General features: G+C 62.2%; 18 protein-coding genes. 10 read left to right on the top strand and 8 right to left on the bottom strand.

Annotation, left to right across the window (positions count from 1 at the left end):
- Window positions 1–39: 39 nt before the first annotated feature.
- The 3 genes from BLT89_RS09390 to ccoM all read left to right on the top strand — a co-directional run bounded on the left by BLT89_RS09390 (window position 40) and on the right by ccoM (window position 1,062).
- A complete protein-coding gene (locus BLT89_RS09390) occupies window positions 40–633 on the top strand; it encodes an alpha-ketoglutarate-dependent dioxygenase AlkB family protein (RefSeq protein WP_090194474.1) in 594 nt (197 codons plus the stop codon).
- 11 nt (window positions 634–644) lie between these two features.
- On the top strand, window positions 645–806 hold the full coding sequence (locus tag BLT89_RS17805) for a hypothetical protein (protein ID WP_090198882.1): 162 nt from the start codon (window positions 645–647) through the stop codon (window positions 804–806).
- A gap of 139 nt (window positions 807–945) precedes the next feature.
- Window positions 946–1,062, top strand: coding sequence for a cytochrome c oxidase subunit CcoM (ccoM, locus tag BLT89_RS18035; protein ID WP_331712546.1), 117 nt, complete (start codon window positions 946–948; stop codon window positions 1,060–1,062).
- A gap of 180 nt (window positions 1,063–1,242) precedes the next feature.
- Here the strand turns inward: ccoM and BLT89_RS09380 are convergent, their stop codons facing one another.
- The 6 genes from BLT89_RS09380 to BLT89_RS09355 form a co-directional block, all read right to left on the bottom strand.
- The gene (locus BLT89_RS09380) at window positions 1,243–2,322 is read right to left on the bottom strand and encodes an ABC transporter permease (protein ID WP_090194472.1); all 1,080 of its coding nucleotides are present in this window, start codon (window positions 2,320–2,322) and stop codon (window positions 1,243–1,245) included.
- Window positions 2,319–3,266: an ABC transporter ATP-binding protein gene (locus tag BLT89_RS09375; protein ID WP_172829125.1), complete on the bottom strand. Its 948-nt coding sequence runs from the start codon at window positions 3,264–3,266 to the stop codon at window positions 2,319–2,321. Before BLT89_RS09375 ends, BLT89_RS09380 begins: the two co-directional genes overlap by 4 nt.
- Window positions 3,263–4,228 (bottom strand): HlyD family secretion protein, encoded by a 966-nt coding sequence (locus BLT89_RS09370; RefSeq protein ID WP_090194470.1) that lies wholly within the window; start codon window positions 4,226–4,228, stop codon window positions 3,263–3,265. Before BLT89_RS09370 ends, BLT89_RS09375 begins: the two co-directional genes overlap by 4 nt.
- Window positions 4,218–4,862 carry a TetR/AcrR family transcriptional regulator gene (locus BLT89_RS09365; RefSeq protein WP_090194469.1) on the bottom strand — a complete coding sequence of 215 codons (645 nt, stop codon included), beginning with the start codon at window positions 4,860–4,862 and terminating at the stop codon, window positions 4,218–4,220. Before BLT89_RS09365 ends, BLT89_RS09370 begins: the two co-directional genes overlap by 11 nt.
- Before the next feature lie 228 nt (window positions 4,863–5,090).
- Window positions 5,091–5,561 carry a MaoC family dehydratase gene (locus tag BLT89_RS09360; protein WP_090194467.1) on the bottom strand — a complete coding sequence of 157 codons (471 nt, stop codon included), beginning with the start codon at window positions 5,559–5,561 and terminating at the stop codon, window positions 5,091–5,093.
- Window positions 5,558–6,517, bottom strand: a complete 960-nt coding sequence (locus tag BLT89_RS09355; protein ID WP_090194466.1) for an alpha/beta hydrolase — start codon at window positions 6,515–6,517, stop codon at window positions 5,558–5,560. The genes BLT89_RS09360 and BLT89_RS09355 overlap by 4 nt, the downstream gene beginning before the upstream one ends.
- A gap of 202 nt (window positions 6,518–6,719) precedes the next feature.
- On the opposite strand from BLT89_RS09355, the gene fadD2 reads away from it, so the two are divergent.
- Window positions 6,720–8,411, top strand: a complete 1,692-nt coding sequence (gene fadD2, locus BLT89_RS09350; RefSeq protein ID WP_090194464.1) for a long-chain-fatty-acid--CoA ligase FadD2 — start codon at window positions 6,720–6,722, stop codon at window positions 8,409–8,411.
- A gap of 224 nt (window positions 8,412–8,635) precedes the next feature.
- Window positions 8,636–10,324 (top strand): long-chain-fatty-acid--CoA ligase FadD1, encoded by a 1,689-nt coding sequence (gene fadD1 / locus BLT89_RS09345; protein ID WP_090194462.1) that lies wholly within the window; start codon window positions 8,636–8,638, stop codon window positions 10,322–10,324.
- Window positions 10,325–10,384: 60 nt separating this feature from the next.
- On the opposite strand, the gene BLT89_RS09340 is transcribed toward fadD1, so the two are convergent.
- Complete coding sequence (locus BLT89_RS09340; RefSeq protein ID WP_090194460.1) at window positions 10,385–10,780, bottom strand: DUF488 domain-containing protein; 396 nt, start codon at window positions 10,778–10,780, stop codon at window positions 10,385–10,387.
- A gap of 304 nt (window positions 10,781–11,084) precedes the next feature.
- On the opposite strand from BLT89_RS09340, the gene BLT89_RS09335 reads away from it, so the two are divergent.
- Complete coding sequence (locus BLT89_RS09335; protein ID WP_231974997.1) at window positions 11,085–11,684, top strand: YhgN family NAAT transporter; 600 nt, start codon at window positions 11,085–11,087, stop codon at window positions 11,682–11,684.
- Between the two features lie 103 nt (window positions 11,685–11,787).
- On the top strand, window positions 11,788–15,819 hold the full coding sequence (hrpA, locus tag BLT89_RS09330; RefSeq protein WP_090194459.1) for an ATP-dependent RNA helicase HrpA: 4,032 nt from the start codon (window positions 11,788–11,790) through the stop codon (window positions 15,817–15,819).
- 203 nt (window positions 15,820–16,022) lie between these two features.
- Here hrpA and BLT89_RS09325 read toward each other — a convergent pair whose 3' ends face one another.
- The gene (locus BLT89_RS09325; protein ID WP_090194457.1) at window positions 16,023–16,736 is read right to left on the bottom strand and encodes a Crp/Fnr family transcriptional regulator; all 714 of its coding nucleotides are present in this window, start codon (window positions 16,734–16,736) and stop codon (window positions 16,023–16,025) included.
- A gap of 119 nt (window positions 16,737–16,855) precedes the next feature.
- Between BLT89_RS09325 and BLT89_RS09320 the strand changes: the two genes are divergently transcribed.
- From BLT89_RS09320 to BLT89_RS09310, 3 genes are read left to right on the top strand one after another with little or no spacing between them, the layout of a single operon-like run.
- Entirely contained in the window at window positions 16,856–17,458 is a 603-nt protein-coding gene (locus BLT89_RS09320) for a gluconate 2-dehydrogenase subunit 3 family protein (RefSeq protein ID WP_090194456.1), read from the top strand.
- An 11-nt stretch (window positions 17,459–17,469) separates the two neighbouring features.
- Window positions 17,470–19,155: a GMC oxidoreductase gene (locus BLT89_RS09315; RefSeq protein WP_090194453.1), complete on the top strand. Its 1,686-nt coding sequence runs from the start codon at window positions 17,470–17,472 to the stop codon at window positions 19,153–19,155.
- Between the two features lie 20 nt (window positions 19,156–19,175).
- The gene (locus BLT89_RS09310) at window positions 19,176–20,045 is read left to right on the top strand and encodes a ThuA domain-containing protein (RefSeq protein WP_090194452.1); all 870 of its coding nucleotides are present in this window, start codon (window positions 19,176–19,178) and stop codon (window positions 20,043–20,045) included.
- Window positions 20,046–20,059: the final 14 nt, after the last annotated feature.

The raw sequence follows: 20,059 nt of genomic DNA, 5'->3' as shown, positions 1-20,059 counted from the left end.
TTGAGCCGTCTGCGGGGCGGGCTTGCACCGGGATTTAACATGCCTTTGTTCGATGACATGCCATTGCAGCTGGAGGATGGCGACCTGCAGTACCTGCCGCACTGGCTGCCGGCTCAGACAGCCGATCAGTGGCTGGGAGGTTTGCTGGCCGAAACGCCCTGGGAGCAGCCGCAGGTGCATCTGCATGGGCGCAACTATCCGGTGCCGCGCCTGGTGGCCTGGTACGGTGATCCGCAGGCCAGTTACGGCTATTCCGGCCTGCAGCATCAGCCACTGGCGTGGACGCCGCTGCTGGCCAGTATCCGCCAGCAGGTGGAGGCACAGGTTGCGGCGCCGCTGAATGCCGTGCTGCTCAATCTGTATCGTGACGGTCAGGATTCGATGGGCTGGCACAGTGATGATGAAGCCGAGCTGGGGCGCAATCCGCTGATCGCCTCACTCAGCCTCGGCGGCACACGCCGCTTCGATCTGCGCCGCAAGGGGCAGGGGCGGATTGCCCACTCACTGGATCTCGAACACGGATCACTGCTGGTCATGCGCGGCACTACCCAGCATTATTGGCAACATCAGGTGGCGAAAACCCGTCGCCATTGCGAGCCCCGGATAAACCTGACTTTTCGCTGGATAGCATGAGCCCGGAAGAAATGAGCGACGACAAACTGATCGATTTTGGCCGCGAGCGCGACAAGCGCATTCATGACCTGCATGACAAGCGCCTGGACGAGATGCGCAAGGCATTCGAGCAGGTGCTGCCTTTGCCCAAGGCGAAAAAACCCAAGGCAAAGGGCAAGCCGAAGAAGCGCTGAGCAGCTTTGCTTGATCTGGATCAAGCGTTTGGCACATGCCGGCGCTGGATGCCCGGGGCAATTGACCGGGATCAATAGCCGGTTCGGGCACTATGGCCTACTGGGGGCAGGCTTATAGCGTCGACCCTAGGGGGCTCCCATGTTTTTTGATGAAGTTGTTCTTTCCGGAATTCTGATTGTTGGTTTGTGCGTGGTGTTTGTTGCCGGTTTCGGCGCCTTTATCTGGAAGGATGCGCACAAGCGCAAGGGCAAGTGACATAAAGGATTCATCGTAGGAAGTACTCAGGGCGACTCAGGTCGCCCTTTTTGTGGCGGTGTAAACGGTTGTTGGAGGCCTTTGTGGGCGCGCTGTCTCGTCGCGGAAAATCGCGCAAGCTAGTCAAAAGCGCGCGCCGGGGCGACACTCGCACAAGACGTTATCCACAGCTGGTTGCGGTCAATCCAGACGCTTGCGTACCCGCGCCACGGCAATGCTCATCATGATCAGGGTGAACAGCCCCAGCGCGGCCATTTCCAGCCACAACTCGTGCAGGTTGGCAGCGCGCAGCATGATGCCGCGGGCCAGGCGCACGAAGTGGGTGAGCGGCAGGATTTCGGCAAACCATTGTGCGGCCTTGGGCATGCCGGCGAAGGGGAACATGAAGCCGGATAGCAGGATTTGCGGCAGGAAGGTGAAGAACGCCAGTTGCATGGCCTGAAACTGGCTTTTCGCCAGAGTGGAAACAAAGATACCGAGGGCCAGGCTGGCGACAATAAACAGCAGGGAAGCGGCATACAGGTCGAGCAGCGAGCCGCGTACCGGCACCTCGAAAATCAGCCGGCCGACGATCAGGATCACCGTGACCTGCACCAGCCCGATGCCGGCAAAGGGCAATACCTTGCCGATGGTCAGTTCCCAGGGTGAAACCGGCGTGGTGATGAGCATTTCCATGTTGCCCCGCTCATGTTCGCGCACCAGGGCAATGGCGGTGAACAGCACCATGGTCATGGCCAGAATCACGCCGATCAGTCCGGGTACGGTATTCACCGGAGCCAGCCGCTCGGGGTTGTAGTAGTTGACCAGAGTCATGCCGGGTGGCTGGTTCCAGCCGGGCAGCGGGTAGTTGGCCAGCTGGCGGGCGGCGGATTGCACGACCTGGTCGGAGCCATCGACGATCAGTTGCAGCGGCGCGGCATTCTTGCGTTGCAGGCGCGTTTCGAAATCCGCCGGAATCACCAGCGCGGCGCTGATGCGGCCTTCGCGCAGCAGACTGTTGATTTGCTGCGGTTCGCTCAGCTGATAGCGGATGTTGAGCACCTGGCTGGAACCCAGTTCGGCGATCACCTCGCGGGAGTGGGCGGTCTGGGCCTGATCAAGCACGGCGGCATTCAGTCCGCGCACATCCATGTTGATGGCAAAGCCGAACAGCACCAGCTGCATGACCGGTATGCCGACAATCATGGCAAAGGTCAGGCGGTCGCGGCGTAGCTGACGCAGCTCCTTGACCACGATGGCGCCGAGTCGCTGCAGGCTCATGGGCTCACCTGTGCGGCGGTAACCGGTTTGTGGGTGACGCTGACGAAGACGTCTTCCAGATTGGCTTCGGTTTCGCTCACCCTGGCCTCGATGCCCAGGTCGCTGAGGCGCTGGCGAATCGGGTTGGCGGCATCTGTGGCTGCGCTGAGTACGCGCAATGTGGCGCCGATCTGCGCGGTGGAAATGATATCCGGCTGGTTTTGCAGTGCTCGCTGCACCTGGCGCGGCTGGCTGCATTCGATCAGTAGCGGGCGACCGGGCAGGGCGCTCATCAGTTCGGCCGGGCTGCCATCGGCGACCAGGCGGCCGGCGTCGAGAATGCCCAGGCGGGTGCAGCGTTCGGCTTCATCCATGTAGTGGGTGGAGACCAGCAGCGTGGTGCCGGCATCGGCCAGTTCGAACAGGGATTCCCAGAATTCCCGGCGTGATTGCGGGTCGACAGCGCTGGTCGGCTCGTCGAGCAACAGCAGGTCAGGTTTGTGCAGCACGGCACCAGCCAGCGCCAGACGCTGCCGCTGTCCTCCGCTCAGGGTGCCGGCCATTTGCTTGCGTCGGTCGCCGAGCCAGTAGCGCTCCAGCAGTTCGTTGATGCGCGTGCGTGCCGGCTTGCCACGCAAGCCCTGGATGGCGGCGAGAAATTCGAGGTTTTCCGCAACCGTCAGGTCCTCATACAGCGAGAACTTCTGCGTCATGTAGCCGATACGTCGTTTCAGCTCCTCGGCATCCCGCGGAATCTGGTAGCCGAGCACTTCAATCTCGCCGGACGAAGGCAGCAACAGGCCGCAGAGCATGCGGATGGTGGTGGATTTGCCGCAGCCGTTGGGGCCGAGAAAGCCGAATACCTCGGCCTTGTTGACGGTCAGGTCCAGCCCGTCCACGGCAGTCAGCTCGCCGAAGCGCTTGCTCAGGCCGCGTGCACGAATGACCGGGGCCTGGTTGTTCATGGCTGCATGAACTCTGCAGTCAGAGGCAGCCCGGCTGCCAAGCGCGCGGCATCCGGCCCCTCAAGGAGCACTTCGGCACGGTAGACCAGACGGCTGGCATCATCGCCGGTCAGCGCGTAGTAAGGGGTAAAGCTGGGTTCGCTGGAGATACTGCGCAGCTTGCCGGTGAACGGCGTGGCACTGTTCTCGACCGTGATCTTCAAGCGATCGCCAATGGCCAGGCGGTTACGTAACGAGGCGGGCACGAACAAACGGGCATAAGGGGCTTCACCCACCAGCAGGCTGACCACTTCGGCATGCAGTGGCGGCTGGTCACCGACCCGGAAGGGCAGCGCATCCACACGGCCAGCGCGGGGGGCGCGGACGTCCAGATGCTGGCGATTGAGCTGCAGTTGTTGCAGTCGCGCACTGGCGGCCTGCAAGGCTGCCGTGGCCTGGGCCAGTTGTTCCGGACGGGTGCCATTGGTCAGCTCGCGCAATTGGGCATCGGCACTCTTTACGGCTGCAGCCGACTCATCCCGACTGGCGCGCGCGCGATCCAGTTCGGCGATGGCGACCTGTTTGCGTTGATAAAGCGCTTCGATGCGCTGGAAGTTCTGTGTGGCAGCAGTGGCATCGGCGCGTGCGCTCAGCAGCGCAGCCTGGGCGGCCTCGATAACTTCACTGCGCGCGCCGTTTCCCAGTTCATCCAGGCGTGCCTGACTCTGCGCCACCTCGGCTGCAGCCTGGGCGACCTGTGCATCGAGCCGGCGCGGGTCGAGCTGCAGCAGCAACTGTCCGGCTGCAACCTGATCGCCTTCGGCTACCTGCCAGTTCAGGACGGTCTCGGATGCTTCGGCGGGTATGCCGATGCGGTCCCATTCGAGGGTGCCGAGCAGCTGCGGCTGCTCGCTGGCATTGCAGCCGGCCAGCAGTACCAGCAGCAGGGACAGCCCGCTCAGGTCAAGCGATTTAGTGCGCATGGGGTGACTCCAGACCGCGTTCGAGCAGTGCCAGTGTGTGTTTGGTCAGTGCCGCCTCATCCAGGCCGACATCCGGAAAGACGCCTTTGAGCAGGGAAGCGGCGGCATGCGGCAGCATCACCATGCCGAACAGTGAAACCACCAGCAGCCCCGGATTCAGATCGGGGTTTAGCGCGCCCTGCTTTTGCGCGGCAGTAAAGTACTGGGCCAGGCGCGCCGGCAATATCGGGCCGATACGCCGGACCCACAGGTCACGCAACTGGCCGCCTTCACAGAGAATTTCACGCACCCATAACGGCGGCAGGGCGGGATTCTGTATCAGCACCCGATTGAGATTGCTGACCATGATGGTGATCAGCTGCAGCGGATTGCCAGCGGCCTGCTGCAGTTCGACGGCGACCTGGCTGAACAGCGGCTGCAGGCGCTCCTCGAACAGCGCCTCGACCAGCTTCTGCTTGCTGCCGAAGTAGTAATTGACCAGCGCCGGGGTGCCGCCGGCCTGCTCGGCGATGGTGCGCAGACTGCTGGCGCTGATACCGACTTCGGCAAAGCTGGCAAGGGCGGCATCCAGCAGGCGTTCGCGCTGGGCCTGTGCATCGCCGCTCGGGCGTCCGGGAGAGCGGGGTCGTGCCACGGGAATATCCACTGTAATGGCTAGTCACTTTATTTAAATGCACGTTTAATTAATTATCAAGTCAAAGCTGCAATTGTTGTGCAACAGCAGGCTGCAAGGCTTTCCTCGGCGCAGGGGGAGAACGGTTAGCCGGTCGCTGTCAGCTGGCGGGATAAGCGCTACATGGACAGATTGGCAGAGCGGGGCGGGCGCCGCTGTGTCGTAGTGACGACACAGCGTTACGCTGGTTCAGCCGATGGTGATCGGCGGCAGTTCGGGCAGGGTCAGGGTCTGCTTTTCGCGCGGGGCGAGCACTTCGGCCTCGCCATCGACCACCTGCTCGGCGTTCTGGTTGAACACCCGGGTGGCGATGCGCACACGGCCTTTGGGCAGCAGTTCCAGCACTTCCAGTTCCACGGTCAGGGTGTCGCCGAGTTTGACCGGGCGGGTGAAGCGCATCTGCTGGCCCAGGTAGATGGTGCCCGGGCCGGGCAACTCGCAGGCAATCGCCGCGCTGATCAGTGCGCCGCTGAACATGCCGTGGGCAATACGTTCCTTGAACATGCTCTGTGCCGCGAATTCGGCATCCAGATGCACCGGATTGTGGTCGCGCGATACTGCGGCAAACAGCTGCACATCGCGCTCTTCCACGCTGCTGCTGAACGAGGCTTTTTGTCCTAGCTGCAATTCGGCGTAGGGGATATTGGTAACCTGGGTCATGGGTTCTCCTTGGTGTTTGGTGGGCAGTGACGGCTGTAGGCGAGCGTCTGCTCCAGCCAGTCGATCAGGTAGCGGGTGACTTCGTCGCGGTTGCTCTCGTTGAGCAGTTCGTGACGGGCACCCGGGTAGATTTTCAATTCGATATTCTGCAGTCCGGCAACCCGCAGTGCACCGGCCAGATCGTTGAGGCGCCGGCCGGCGCTGACCGGATCGCAGTCGCCGCCCAGTACCAGCAGCGGCAGATCCGGATCGATTTGCGCCAGTTGCTTGACGCTGCTGATGCTTTCCAGCCCGCCGAGCAGGTCGATCCACAGCTGGGTGGTGGCGATGAAGCCACAGTAGGGGTCGCTGACATAGCGATCCACCTCTGCCGGGTCACGGCTGAGCCAGTCGAATTCGGTGCGCGCCTGCTTGATCGCCTTGTTGAAAGAGCCGAAGGACAGGAAGTTGATCAGCCGGCTGCGTCCGGTACTGCCCAGCCGCCAGCGTTCGAAGCGGGCGACCAGCCCGGCGGCCCGGTAAATTCTGGCCGGCTGGAAATTCGAGCCGGAAAGTATTGCCCCCTGCAGACTGCAGCTGTGCTGCATCAGGTAAGCCTGGCCGATGTAGCTGCCCATGCTGTGGCCGAGCAGGAAAATCGGCACGCTGGGGTATTGCTGGCGGATATGGTGATTCAGGCAGGCCAGATCACTGACCACCTTGTTCCAGCCATCCTGATCGGCAAAGTGTCCGAGCACGCCGTGCTGTGCGCTCAGGCCGTGGCCGCGCTGGTCCAGGGCAAACAGTTCATAGCCGTTGGCTGCCAGCGCTTCACCCAGCCGCGCATAGCGCGCGGCATGTTCGGCAAGACCGTGGGCGAGCATGACCACGGCCCTGGGCGGCTGGTCAGCGTTCCAGCGATGAATGTGCAACTGAAAGCCGTCGCTGGCACTCAGACAAAAGGTTGAATACGGCATTGCGGATTCCGGACGGAGGCAGTCAGTGCATTGTAGGGGTAGCTGCAGCGGATTTCACAGCGGCTGGATAGCTGAAGGCCGTAGCGGCCCGATTCAGTTGATCAATGTTGCGCCGCAGCTATTTGCGGCAGGCTGTGTAGCTGTTAAGTTCCGTTGGTACTGCAAGCCTGCAGGTTACTTTCAGGTAAGAGGGAAAATAATAATGCAACCTGATTTCTGGGACGACAAACGCCCTGCCGGGGTTCCCAACAGCATTGATCAGAATGAGTATCGCTCGGTAGTCGAAGTGTTCGAGCGCTCCTGCAAGAAGTTCGCCGATCGACCGGCTTTCACCAATATGGGCGTGACGCTCAGGTATCGTGACCTGGATCGTCTATCCGCGGCCTTTGCCGCCTGGCTGCAGAGCAGCACCGATCTCAAGCCCGGTGACCGTATTGCGGTACAGATGCCCAACCTGCTGCAGTACCCGATTGCCGTGTTCGGTGCCTTGCGCGCCGGGCTGGTGGTGGTCAATACCAATCCGCTGTATACCGCCCGTGAAATGCGCCACCAGTTCAATGACTCCGGTGCGCGGGCGCTGGTCTACGTCAACCTGTTCGGCAAGCTGGTGGAAGAGGTGCTGCCCGATACCGGTATCGAGTACCTGATCGAGGCCCGTATGGGCGATCTGCAGCCTTCGGCGCTCAAGGGCGCGCTGATCAATGCGGCGGTCAAGTACCTGAAGAAACTGGTCCCGAATTACCACCTGCCACGCGCGGTTTCCTTTCGCGAGGTGTTGAACAAAGGCCGTTCGCACTCGCTGAAGATGGTCAAGAAAACCCTGGATGACATTGCCGTGCTGCAATACACCGGCGGTACTACCGGGGTGGCCAAGGGCGCGATGCTGACCCACGGCAACCTGGTGGCCAACATGCAACAGGTGCATGCCTGCATGCTGCAGACTTCTGCCGATGGCCAGCCGCTGATCAAGGAAGGTCAGGAGATCATGATTGCGCCGCTGCCGCTCTATCATATCTATGCCTTTACCGCGAACTGCATGTGCATGATGGTGACCGGCAATCACAACGTGTTGATCAGCAACCCGCGCGATATCCCCGCCTTCATCAACGAAATGAAAAAATGGCGGTTTACCGCACTGCTCGGGCTGAACACCCTGTTTGTCGCGCTGATGAATCATCCGGAATTCAAGAATCTGGATTTTTCCGGCCTGAAGATCACCAACTCGGGCGGCACGGCACTGGTCAAGGCGACTGCCGAGCGCTGGAAGCAGATCACCGGTTGTGCGGTGGTCGAAGGTTATGGTCTGACCGAGACCTCGCCGGTGGCTTCAACCAACCCCTATGGCGAGGGCGCGCGGCTGGGTACTGTCGGTTTGCCGGTGCCGGGCACCTTGATGAAGGTGATCGACGATGAAGGCAACGAGTTGCCACTGGGCGAGCGCGGCGAGCTGTGCGTCAAGGGCCCGCAAGTCATGAAGGGCTACTGGCAGCGCGCCGAGGCTACGGCCGAAGTGCTGGATGCCGAGGGCTGGCTGAAAACCGGTGATGTGGCGATCATCGAGGCGGATGGTTTCGTGCGGATTGTCGATCGCAAGAAAGACCTGGTTATCGTCTCCGGCTTCAATGTCTATCCGAACGAAATCGAAGACGTACTGATGACCCATCCCAAGGTGGAAAGCTGCGCGGTGATCGGTGTGCCGGACGAGAAGTCCGGCGAAGCGGTCAAGCTGTTCGTGGTGCCAAGTGATCCGGAACTGACGGTCGAGGAGCTCAAGGCATTCTGTCGCGAGCAGTTCACCGGCTACAAGGTGCCCCGGCACATCGTGTTGCGCGAAAGCCTGCCGATGTCACCGGTAGGCAAGATCCTGCGGCGCGAGTTGCGTGACGTGACCTGATAGCCATCAGCGGGTTGTTGCAGAAGGCCGGCCGGAAAAGCCGGCCTTCTGCATTTCAGGCCGGCGGTAGGCCTTTGTCCGAGGGCTGGTCGACTGGTTGAGCCCTACTGAAACTGCTAGTCTTGGCCGTACTGTTGCCCGTCTCCGGGCGATTGCATAACTCTAAAATCCAAAATCTGCTGCTTCCGGTCTGGTGGTCAGCAACTGCTCAGGAGAGCGCTTTCATGCTTGAGAATTTCTGGAAGGACAAATACTCGGCAGATGTTCCGTTCGAGATCGATCCGGATTTGTTTCCGAACATCCAGGCAGTCATGCACCAGTCCTGCAGTCGCTATGCCGACAAACCGGCGTTTACCTGTCTGGGCAAGACCATCACCTGGGGTGAGTTGTATAGCCTCTCGGGAGCCTTCGCTGCCTACCTGCAGGAGCATACCGACCTGCAACCGGGCGACCGCATAGCGGTGCAGATGCCGAATATCCTGCAATACCCGATTGTGGTATTCGGCGCGATGCGTGCCGGCATGGTGATCGTCAATACCAACCCGCTGTACACCACCCGCGAAATGGAACACCAGTTCAACGATTCCGGCGCCAAGGCGCTGGTGTGTCTGGCCAATATGGCCCATCTGGCCGAGGAAGTGCTGCCCAAGACCGGCGTCAAGCATGTGATCGTCACCGAACTGGGTGACACGCTGCCGCTGTTCAAGCGCCTGCTGGTCAACTACGTGGTGAAAAACGTCAAGAAGATGGTGCCACCCTACAACCTGCCCAATGCGGTGAAATTCACCAGGGCCATGGCCCTGGGTCAGGGGCGGCCGGTCAAGGAAGCCAGTCCGGACAGCGGCGATATTGCGGTACTGCAATACACCGGTGGTACCACTGGCGTGGCCAAGGGCGCCATGCTGACCCACCGCAACCTGATCGCCAATATGCTGCAGGCGCGGGGCCTGATGGGCGATTCCCTGGAAGAAGCCGGCGAAACCATCGTTGCACCGTTGCCGCTGTATCACATCTACGCGTTCACCATGCACTGCATGGCGATGATGTTTGTCGGCAACCACAACCTGCTGATTGCCAACCCGCGCGATCTGCCGGGGATGATCAAGGACATGTCCAAGTGGCAGTTCAGCGGCTTTGTCGGCCTGAACACCCTGTTCGTCGCCCTGTGCAACAACGCCGAGTTCCGCCAGCTGGACTTCTCCAAACTGAAGCTGACCTTTTCCGGTGGCATGGCCTTGCAGAAAGCCACTGCCGAACGCTGGAAGGAAGTTACCGGCTGCGATATCTGCGAAGGCTTCGGCATGACTGAAACCAGTCCGCTGGCCTCGATCAACCCGATCGGCAACATCAAGCTGGGCACCATCGGTATTCCGGTGCCCTCGACCCTGTTCAAGGTCATCGACGATGACGGCAAGGAATTGCCACTGGGCGAGCGCGGCGAGCTGTGCGTCAAGGGCCCGCAGGTGATGAAGGGCTACTGGAAGCGCCAGGAGGCCACTGACGAGATCCTCGACAGCGAAGGCTGGCTGAAGACCGGTGACATCGGCATCATCGACGAAGACGGTTTCATCCGTATCGTTGACCGCAAGAAGGACATGATTCTGGTGTCCGGTTTCAATGTCTATCCGAACGAACTGGAAGACGCGCTGGCGACCCTGCCGGGCGTGATGATGTGTGCGGCTATCGGCATCCCCGACGAGAAGTCCGGTGAGGCCGTGAAGATGTTTGTGGTGGTCAAGCCGGGCGAGAAGCTGACCAAGGAACAGGTCATGGCACACATGCGCGAGAATGTCACTGGCTACAAGGTGCCGCGCGCCATCGAGTTCCGCGATACGCTGCCGGCGACCAACGTCGGCAAGATCCTGCGTCGCGAACTGCGTGATGAAGAGCTGAAGAAACTCGGCAAGAAGTAACACTCAAAACTGCCGGATACAGCGCCACCTGCGGGTGGCGTTGTTGTTTCTGCAGTGCAATTACAGCTCGCCGGCGTAACACACCGGTGAACTGGGCGGCCCGCGGCGATCCAGCTCTTCCTCGAGAAACTCGGCCAGCACGATGGCGTTGTTCTGTTGCTGGTCGCGGGCGGCGAACAGCAGCGTCAGGCAGCCATCGCGGGCCGGCGCCAGCAGGGCCTGCCAGTATTCCGGATGGCCTGCCAGTTGCCGGCGGTAGAGCCGGCGAAATTCATCGAAGTTTTCCGGATGCTGGTGCAACTGCTGGCGCAACTCGCTGGAAGGGGCGGCATCGCGCAGCCAGGCCGTCAGTTCCAGCGCCTCCTTGCGACAGCCGCGTGGCCACAGGCGGTCGACCAGGACCCGCTGGCCATCGTCTGCTGCCACTGGGTCATACACGCGCTTGCAACGGATCATTGCTACCTCCCATGTCTAATCAGGTCGGATCAAGCGCAAGTTGTGCTGAGCGCTTTAGTGGGAGCGGCGCCTCGCCGCGAAAAGCGTTCAAACGCGCGCCGGGGTCGACGCTCCTACAGAAGAGTGCCTTGTCAGGCGGCATACCGATGTATCTAGATCCGCCAACCTCAGCGGTAACCGGGGCCGCTTCAACAAGCAAAGCATAGTTGCCGCATTCGGCTGCGCCTTAGCCTTTGCCGTCGGCGCAGCCTACACTGTGGCTTTGTCGTGCTGTGCACACCGCAGAAACCAGGGGAGACACCAGTTGAACTGGAGCGCCATCGCATCCGCCGCAGTAACCCTGTTCCTGATCATGGATCCACTGGGCAACATGCCGGTATTCAATGCCGTGCTGGCGCAGGTCGAGCCGCAGCGCCGCACCCGGGTGATCGCCCGTGAACTGCTGATTGCGCTGTTTATCCTGCTTGGCTTCCTGTTTGCCGGTAACGCGATTCTGGCGTTCCTTGGCCTCAGCCAGCCGTCACTGAACATTGCCGGCGGCATTCTGCTGTTCATTATTTCGCTACGGATGATCTTCCCCAGCCAGCAGGAGCCGGGCGATGACCAGCAAACTGCCGACCCCTTCATCGTGCCGCTGGCAGTACCGCTGATTGCCGGGCCGTCGACCATCGCGGTGTTGCTGCTGTTGAGTTCCAGCCAGCCGGAGCAGCTGTCGGGCTGGGCGGTGGCCCTGCTGCTGGCCTGGTTCGCTACCACCTGCCTGCTGCTGGCTTCGCGCCCGCTGCTCAAGCTGATCGGCACCCGCGGTTCGCGGGCGCTGGAGCGGTTGATGGGCATGATCCTGGTGATCCTTGCCACACAGATGCTGCTCAACGGCATCCGCGATTTTGTCCTGAGCTTTTAGCCCCCCGTGCCACTTCGAATCGCTCGATAGTCCTCGTGCAGTGGGCGCGCTGCCGCCAAGTCTGCGACAATTGCCGGCCCTGCCGTGATTGCCCAAGCGCCCGATGCCTGACGCCCTGCCTGACTTCAACAACCTGCTCGCCAACCTCGACCACGCCATGCGCGCCGATCAGCATCGCCTGCGCCGGCAACTGCTGGAATTGCGCAAGCAACCCGATGCGGACAAACAGGCGCAGTGGCTGCAGCGTTTCCAGCAATCCTGCGCCAGGGTTGAAGCACGCCGGCTGAGCGTGCCGGCCATGCGCTATGACGACAATCTGCCGATTGCCGCCAAGCGCGATGAAATCAAGGCTGCGTTAGACAAACATCAGGTGCTGATCATTGCCGGCGAAACCGGCTCGGGCAAAACCACCCAGCTGCCGAAGATGTGTCTGGAGCTCGGTCGCGGCCTGCACGGCCTGATCGGCCATACCCAGCCGCGGCGGTTGGCGGCACGCAGCGTGGCGACACGGGTGGCCGAGGAAATCGGCTGTCCGCTGGGCGAACTGGTCGGTTATCAGGTGCGCTTCGAGGACCAGAGCAAGGACAGCAGCCTGATCAAGCTGATGACCGACGGTATCCTGCTGGCGGAAACCCAGCACGACCGCTTTCTCGACAAGTACGACACGATCATCGTCGATGAAGCCCACGAGCGCAGCCTGAATATCGACTTTCTGCTCGGCTACCTGAAAACCCTGCTGCCGCGTCGTCCCGACCTGAAAGTCATCATCACCTCGGCGACCATCGACCTGCAGCGCTTCTCCGAACACTTCAACCAGGCACCGATTATCGAGGTGTCCGGGCGCACCTATCCGGTAGACACCTGGTACCGGCCGCTGGCTGCTGAAGTCGATGAAGAGGGTGAGCGTCTGCTCGATGACCTGACTGTGGATCAGGCGATTCTGGCGGCCCTGGATGACATCGATGCCCATGAAAAGCGCGCGGGCCAGCGTCCCGGCGATGTGCTGGTGTTTCTCCCCGGCGAGCGCGAGATTCGTGAAGCCGCCGAAGTGCTGCGCAAGGCGCAACTGCGCTTTACCGAGGTGCTGCCGCTGTATGCACGGCTGACGCCGGGCGAGCAGCAGAAGATTTTTTCACCCATGCCCGGGCGCAAGATCGTGCTGGCGACCAACGTCGCCGAGACCTCGCTGACGGTGCCGGGTATTCGCTACGTGATCGACAGCGGCACCGCCCGTATCAGTCGTTACAGCTACCGCGCCAAGGTCCAGCGTTTGCCTGTCGAGGCCATCTCCCAGGCCAGCGCCAACCAGCGTCAGGGCCGCTGCGGACGGGTCGAGCCGGGCATCTGCATCCGCCTGTACAGCGAGGCCGACTTTCTCGGCCGCCCGGCCTTTACCGATCCGGAAATCCTGCGCACCAACCTGGCGGCAGTGATTCTGCAGATGCTCAGCCTGCGCCTGGGCGCGATCGAGGACTTCCCCTTTATCGAGCCGCCGGATGGCAAGGCCATCAGTGACGGTTTCAACCTGTTGCAGGAACTCTCGGCGGTCAGCCGCGAGGGTCAGTTGACCGCACTGGGTCGCCAGCTGGCCCGTTTGCCGGTGGACCCGCGGCTGGGACGGATGGTGCTGGAAGGCGCCAGGCAGGGCAGTCTGGATGAGGTGTTGATCGTCACCAGCGCGCTGTCGGTGCAGGACCCGCGCGAGCGGCCGATGGATCGCCAGCAGGCGGCCGATCAGGCCCATGCGCAGTGGAAGGATGTCGATTCGGATTTCGCCGCACTGGTCAACCTCTGGCGCGGCTTCGAGGCACAACGCCAGGCATTGGGTTCCGCTGCCTTGCGCAGCTGGTGCCGGAAGAACTTTCTCAATTACATGCGCCTGCGTGAATGGCGTGATGCCCATCGCCAGCTGGTACTGATTACCCGTGAGCTGCAGCTTGCCACCAGCAGGAGCGGGCTGGCCGGCGAACCGGGCCGGCAGGCTGCAGGGGAGACGAACACGCAGAAAGCTCGCGAGCAAGCTCGCTCCCACAAAGAACAGTCCCGGCTGTTGGACGAGGGGCAGCAGCGCAGCGTCGATTACGCAAAAGTACACAAGGCGATTCTCAGCGGCCTGCTCAGCCAGATCGGGCAGAAAACCGAAGATGGCGATTACCTCGGCGCACGCCAGCGGCGCTTCTGGATTCACCCGGCCACGGGGCTGGCGAAAAAGCGTCCGCAGTGGCTGATGACTGCCGAGCTGGTGGAAACCAGCAAGTTGTTTGCGCGCACGGTGGCGAAGATCGAGCCGGACTGGATCGAGGCGCTGGCCGGCCATCTGCTCAAGAAAAACTATCTGGAACCGCACTGGGAGAAGAAGCGCGGCCAGGTGGTGGCGTATGAGCAGATCAGCCTCTACGGCCTGATCGTGGTTGGTCGCCGCGCCGTACATTACGGGCCGATCGATCCGCCGCTGGCCCGTGAGCTGTTTATCCGCGAAGGGCTGGTACGCGGTGATATCCAGTCCCGCGCCCGTTGCCTGGCAGCCAACCGCCAGCTGCTGGAGCAGCTTGATGAGCTGGAAGCCAAAGCGCGCCGGCGCGACATTCTGGCCGATGAAGAAACCCTGTTTGCCTACTACGCCGCGCGCATCCCGGCGGATATCTACCAGGCCGCCAGTTTCGACAGCTGGTACAAGAAGGGCAGTACTAAGGATGCGCAGCTGCTGCTGATGACCAAGGCCGATGCGCTGGCGCGCGAAGCCAATGAGGTCACGGCCGGGCAGTATCCTGACTACCTGCAGATAGGCGAGTTGCAGTTGCCGCTGAGCTATCACTTCGAGCCCAACCATCCGCGCGATGGCGTGACCTTGCGCGTGCCGGCACCGCTGTTGCCGCAGCTGCCAGTCGAGCGCTTGCAGTGGCTGGTACCCGGCCTGCTGGAGGCCAAGAGCGTGGCGCTGGTGCGGGCACTGCCGAAGGCCTTGCGCAAGAACTTCGTGCCGGTGCCGGATTTTGTCGGCGCGGCATTGGCCAAGCTGAACTTTGCCGAGGGCAGCCTGCCGCTGAGTCTGGGCCGTGAACTGACGCGCATGACCGGCGCGCGGGTGCCGGAGGAGGCGTGGCAGGAGGCGGAGGCACAACTGGAAAGCCATCTGCAGATGAACCTGCAAGTGGTCGATGCCAGCGGCAAGTTTCTCGGTGAGGGGCGTGATCTGGCGGCGCTCACCGCACGCTTTGCCGAAGCCAGCCAGACCGCGCTGGCGATTCCGGCCCGGCGCGACAAGCCCGCGGCACCGCTGGAAGCCAAGGCTTTTGCCCAGGTTGCGGAGCAAACCCAGCAGCAGATCGCCGGCCTGTCCATGACCGTATTCCCGGCGCTGGTGGAAGAGGCGGGCGTGGTCAATGAAGGGCGTTTCCCGACTAGGGCCGAAGCCGAATTTCAGCACCGCCGCGCCCTGCAGCGCCTGTTGCTGCAGCAGCTGGCCGAGCCGGCGAAGTTCCTGCGCGGCAAGTTGCCCGGCCTGACCGAGCTGGGGCTGCTGTATCGCGAGCTGGGCAAGGTGGATGCGCTGGTCGAGGATATCCTGCTGGCCAGCCTGGACAGCTGCGTGCTTGACGGCGAGGCCAGTTTGCCGCGTGATGGCGCCGGCCTGGCGGCACTGGCAGAGAAGAAGCGTTCTGCCTGGACCGGGCATGCCGAACGGCTGGCGCGCCTGACGCTGGATATTCTCAAGCTCTGGCATGCCCTGCAAAAACGCTTCAAGGGCAAGATCGATCTGGCCCAGGCCATGGCGCTCAACGATATCAAGCAGCAGCTGGCCAATCTGGTCTATCCCGGCTTCGTGCGGGAAACCCCGGCCGAGTGGCTGAAGGAACTGCCGCGTTACCTCAAGGCCATCGAGCAGCGTTTCGACAAGATCGCAGCCCAGCTGCAACGCGACCGCGTGTGGACCGGCGAGCTGAATGCCTGCTGGGAGCAGTACCTGGCCCGCACGGCCAAGCATGCCAAGGAGGGCAAGCGCGATCCGCAGTTGCAGCTGTATCGCTGGATGCTCGAAGAGTACCGGGTGTCGCTGTTCGCCCAGCAGCTGGGCACAAAAATGGCCGTGTCGGACAAGCGCCTGAACAAGCAATGGGCGCTGGTAGAAAGCTGACAGCAGCAGGCTGGAAACCCCCTTGGCGGGATGGGCGCAGGGTGCGCGTAAGGTGGGCGTAGGGTGGGCTTCAGCCCACCGATACCGTGTTCGAGGCTCAATGGTGGGCTGAAGCCCACCCTACGCGACCCTTGTACGTCCACCCGCAAACCAGCGGTAACAGCTGTCTGATTGCGTGCTGAATCAACCAAGTTTTGAAGTGTTCAGCGGTTGGCCATCATCGCCAGCAGGATCGGGTCGGTGGCGGCATCGAGCAGTTCGCGCAGGCGCCCGGGGGCGAGGATTTCCAGACTGCGGTAGCCGGTGGTGATCCAGCCGCGTTCTGCCCACAGACTGATGTGCTTGCTGACAAACTGCCGGCTGGTGCCGGTGAATTCGGTCAGCGCGTCCTGGGTCACGGCTACCACCAGCCTGGCCGGATCATCCGCGCAAGGCTCGGCCAGATTGAGCAGGGCCAGTGCCAGGCGCTGGTCGGCCGGTTGCAGCAGCGTGTGCAGGTACATCTGATGGCGCAGGCGCAGGCTGCGTGCCAGCCCGGTGATGAGCAGGCGCGAGAAGCCGGGCACCTGTTCCATCGCTTCAAGCACCGCCGCTCTCGGCAGGCGCCAGCCCTGACAGGCAGTGCTCGCCAGCGCATCGGATAACGCAGGAAAACCTTCGGTTATCTCTATATCACCAAAGCAGTGCCCGGGGCCGGCGAGGCCGGTGACTATGGTGCGGCCAGCCGGCGTATCGTACTGGAAACGCACCTGGCCCCGGTCAAGCATCCATAGTGCCGGCACCGGTCCCTGGTGTCGGAAGATGCGCTCGCCGGGAGCGGCCTGCCAGGCTTCGGCCAGACCCATGATGGCGGTCTGGCTGGCTGCCGGCAGGTCAGCGATAAAACGGGCAACGGGCAGGGCTTCAGGCTGGTTCATGGGCTTGGGGCAATTGTCCACGCGTGGGTAGTTCGGGTGTGGCCAGTCGGGCTACTCTGCAGCAGCGCAGCAAAGAATAAAACCGCATCCGCATCATGCCAGACTTCCGGGGGTGAACCATGCAGCGCCGCGACTTCCTGCAGATTGCCGTCATGCTCGGCGGCATCACCGCTTCCGGTCTGGCCCGTGCGCTGGCCAGCAGTGCCGGCGAGGCGCCTGCGGCGTTGCGGCACATCACGCCGCTTCAGCGCCAGCAGATTGCGGTGCTGGCCGAGCTGGTCATCCCGCGCACCGACACGCCCGGCGCAGTCGATGCCGGTGTGCCGGCGTTTATCGAACACATCCTGTCTGCCTGGTACACCGATACCGAGTACCGGATATTCAGCGAGGGTCTGCAAACGCTCGAGCGTGAGGCGCAGCAGCGTTTCGGCAAACCCTTCGTCAATCTGGATGAAGCCCGGCAGACCAGCCTGCTGGCCGAGCAGGAAATACATGCCCGTGACCAGCTGCGCCTGCATCCGCCCAGGCAGCGCAGTGCGGCGGAAAAACCGCTGATCGACGAGCACGCGCCGTTCTTCAACAAACTCAAGGAGCTGGTGGTGGTCGGCTACTACACCTCCGAGGTCGCGGCGCTGAGCGAGATGGTTTATCTGCCGGTACCCAATGCCTATCGCGGCGAAGCCACGCTGGTCGACAGCGCTGGCAAGCAGTACATCTGGTGAGGGAACCGCAAATGCCTGAATTTGATGCCATCGTGATTGGCTCCGGGGTTACCGGCGGCTGGGCGGCCAAGGAACTGTGCGAGAAGGGCCTGAAGGTGCTGGTGCTGGATCGCGGCAAGCCGATTACCCCGGAAAAAGATTTCACCACCGCCCTGCATCCGCCGTGGCAGGACCCCTTGCGCGGGTTGCCTGACCGTGAACTGTGGGAGGCGGACTATCCGATCCAGAGCCAGAGCTACGCCTTCGACGAAACCACCCGGCATTTCTTCAACAACGACAAGACCAACCCCTACGTCTACGACGAGCAAAAGCCGTTTATCTGGACGCGGGCCGATGTGGTCGGTGGCAAGTCGCTGCTGTGGAACCGCCAGGTCTACCGTTTCAGCGATCTGGATTTCGCCGCCAACCAGCGCGACGGCCACGGCAACGACTGGCCGATCCGTTATGGTGATATCGAGGACTGGTACAGCTATGTCGAGCGCTTTGTCGGCGTCAGCGGCGAAGCCCTGGGGCTGCCGCAGCTGCCCGACAGCGAGTTCCAGCCGCCGATGGAGCTCAACCATGTGGAGAAGGTACTGCGGCAGTCGCTGCAGGAGAATTACAGCAACCGCCACCTGACCATCGGCCGCGTAGCGATCCAGACCGAGCCGCGCAATGGCCGTGGTGCCTGTACCTATTGCTTCAAGTGCGAACGCGGCTGCACCTTCAATGCCGCCTTCAGCAGCCTGAATGCCACCCTGCCGGCCGCCCGTGCCACCGGCAACCTGACCCTGCGCGGCGACAGCGTGGTCGAGGGTATCGACTACGATCCGCAAAGCGCCCGCGCCACGGCGGTACGGGTGATCGATGCGAACAGTGGCGAGCGGCGGCGTTTCAGTGCGCGATTGATTTTCCTCTGCGGCTCCACCGTGGGCAGTACGCAGATCCTGCTCAACTCCACCAGTGAAACCTTCCCCAATGGTCTGGGCAACAGCAGCGGCGTGCTGGGTCGCTATCTGATCGAACACACCACCGGCAACGGCGCCTACGGACTGGTGCCGGGCTATCTGGACAAATACCCCTACGGCTACCGCCCCAACGGCCTGTATATCCCGCGCTTCCGCAATCTGCAGGGCGCCGAGCAGGAACAGGGTTTTCTGCGTGGCTACAACTTCCAGGGTGCGGCCCTGCGCCCGGGCTGGGATATCAACTACAAGCTGATCCCCGGTTTCGGCAAAGCGTTCAAGCAGGCCATGCATGGCCCCGGCCCCTGGGTGCTGTATCTCGACGGATTCGGCGAAGTGCTGCCGCACTACGACAACCGCATGTATCTGCATCCAACGCGCAAGGATCGCTTCGGCATACCGCTGGTGGCCTTCGACTTCCGCTACGGGGCCAACGAGGAGGCCATGCGTGCCGATATCTTGCGCGAGGCCACAACCATGTTGCAGCTGGCCGGGGCGATTGGCATAGAGACCTTCGTCAATAATGAGCCCGGGCGCAGCATTCACGAGATGGGCACGGCGCGCATGGGCGACGACCCGCATACCTCGTTTCTCAATCGCTGGAACCAGAGCCACGCAGTGCCCAACCTGTTCGTCACCGACGGCTCGTGCATGCCGTCGGCCTCTTGCGTCAACCCGTCACTGACTTACATGGCGCTGACCGTGCGCGCCGCCGACTATGCCGTGCAGCAGTTGCGTGCCGGCCAGATCTAAAACTCAGGAGTTTCCCGTCCATGCCGCGTTCTGCTTCCCCTCTGGCCCGTATCGGCCGCTATGCGTTGATCCTGCTGGGTGTGCTGGCGCTGCTGGTCGCTGCCGTGACGATCAAGTTGCGCATGGACGGCTTGTTCCGCGCGCCGGTCTACGAGACCAGCGCCCCCGACCTGCCGGCTGATCTCCAGCACCCGGCGATTCTGGTCTTCAGCAAGACCAACGGCTTCATCCACAAGGAAGCCATTCCGGCAGCACAGGCGCTGTTCCAGCAGCTCGGTGAAGCCAACGGCTGGAATGTCTACCTGACCGACAACGCCGCGGTGCACAACCCGCAGGATCTGCAGCGTTTCGATGCGCTGGTGTGGAACAACGTGTCCGGCGATGTGCTCACCAGCGAGCAGCGCACGGCACTTAAGGATTATCTGGAAAATGGCGGCGGCTTCGTCGGCATACACGGCAGCGGCGGTGATCCGTCCTACGACTGGGCCTGGTACCCGCAGTCGTTGTTGCGTGCGCAGTTCACTGCCCATCCGCTGTTCCCGCAGTTCCAGCAGGCGACGCTGGAAGTCGAAAGCCCGCAGGATGCGATTGTCAGCCACTTGCCGGAGCGCTTCGACATGACCGATGAGTGGTATTCCTTCAGTGCGCCGCCGCAGGATGTCGAAGTGCTGCTCAGCCTGGATGAAAAGACCTACTCACCGAAGGTGCTGACCCAGGACATCGGCATGGGTGCCGAGCATCCGATCGCCTGGAAACACTGCCAGGGCAAGGGCCGGGTGTTTTACGGCGCGCCGGGGCATGTGGCTTCGACCTATAGCGATCCGCGCTATGCCCGTGTGCTGGAGCAGGCCACGCGCTGGGCCATGCAGCCGGATCCGGCCTGTCACTGAAGGGGGCACCAAGG

Origin of the sequence: Pseudomonas pohangensis, from assembly GCF_900105995.1 — a bacterium.
GTDB lineage: Bacteria > Pseudomonadota > Gammaproteobacteria > Pseudomonadales > Pseudomonadaceae > Aquipseudomonas > Aquipseudomonas pohangensis.
Note: the sequence above shows the minus strand (reverse complement) of the source record. Positions and strands in the feature narration are given on the sequence as shown.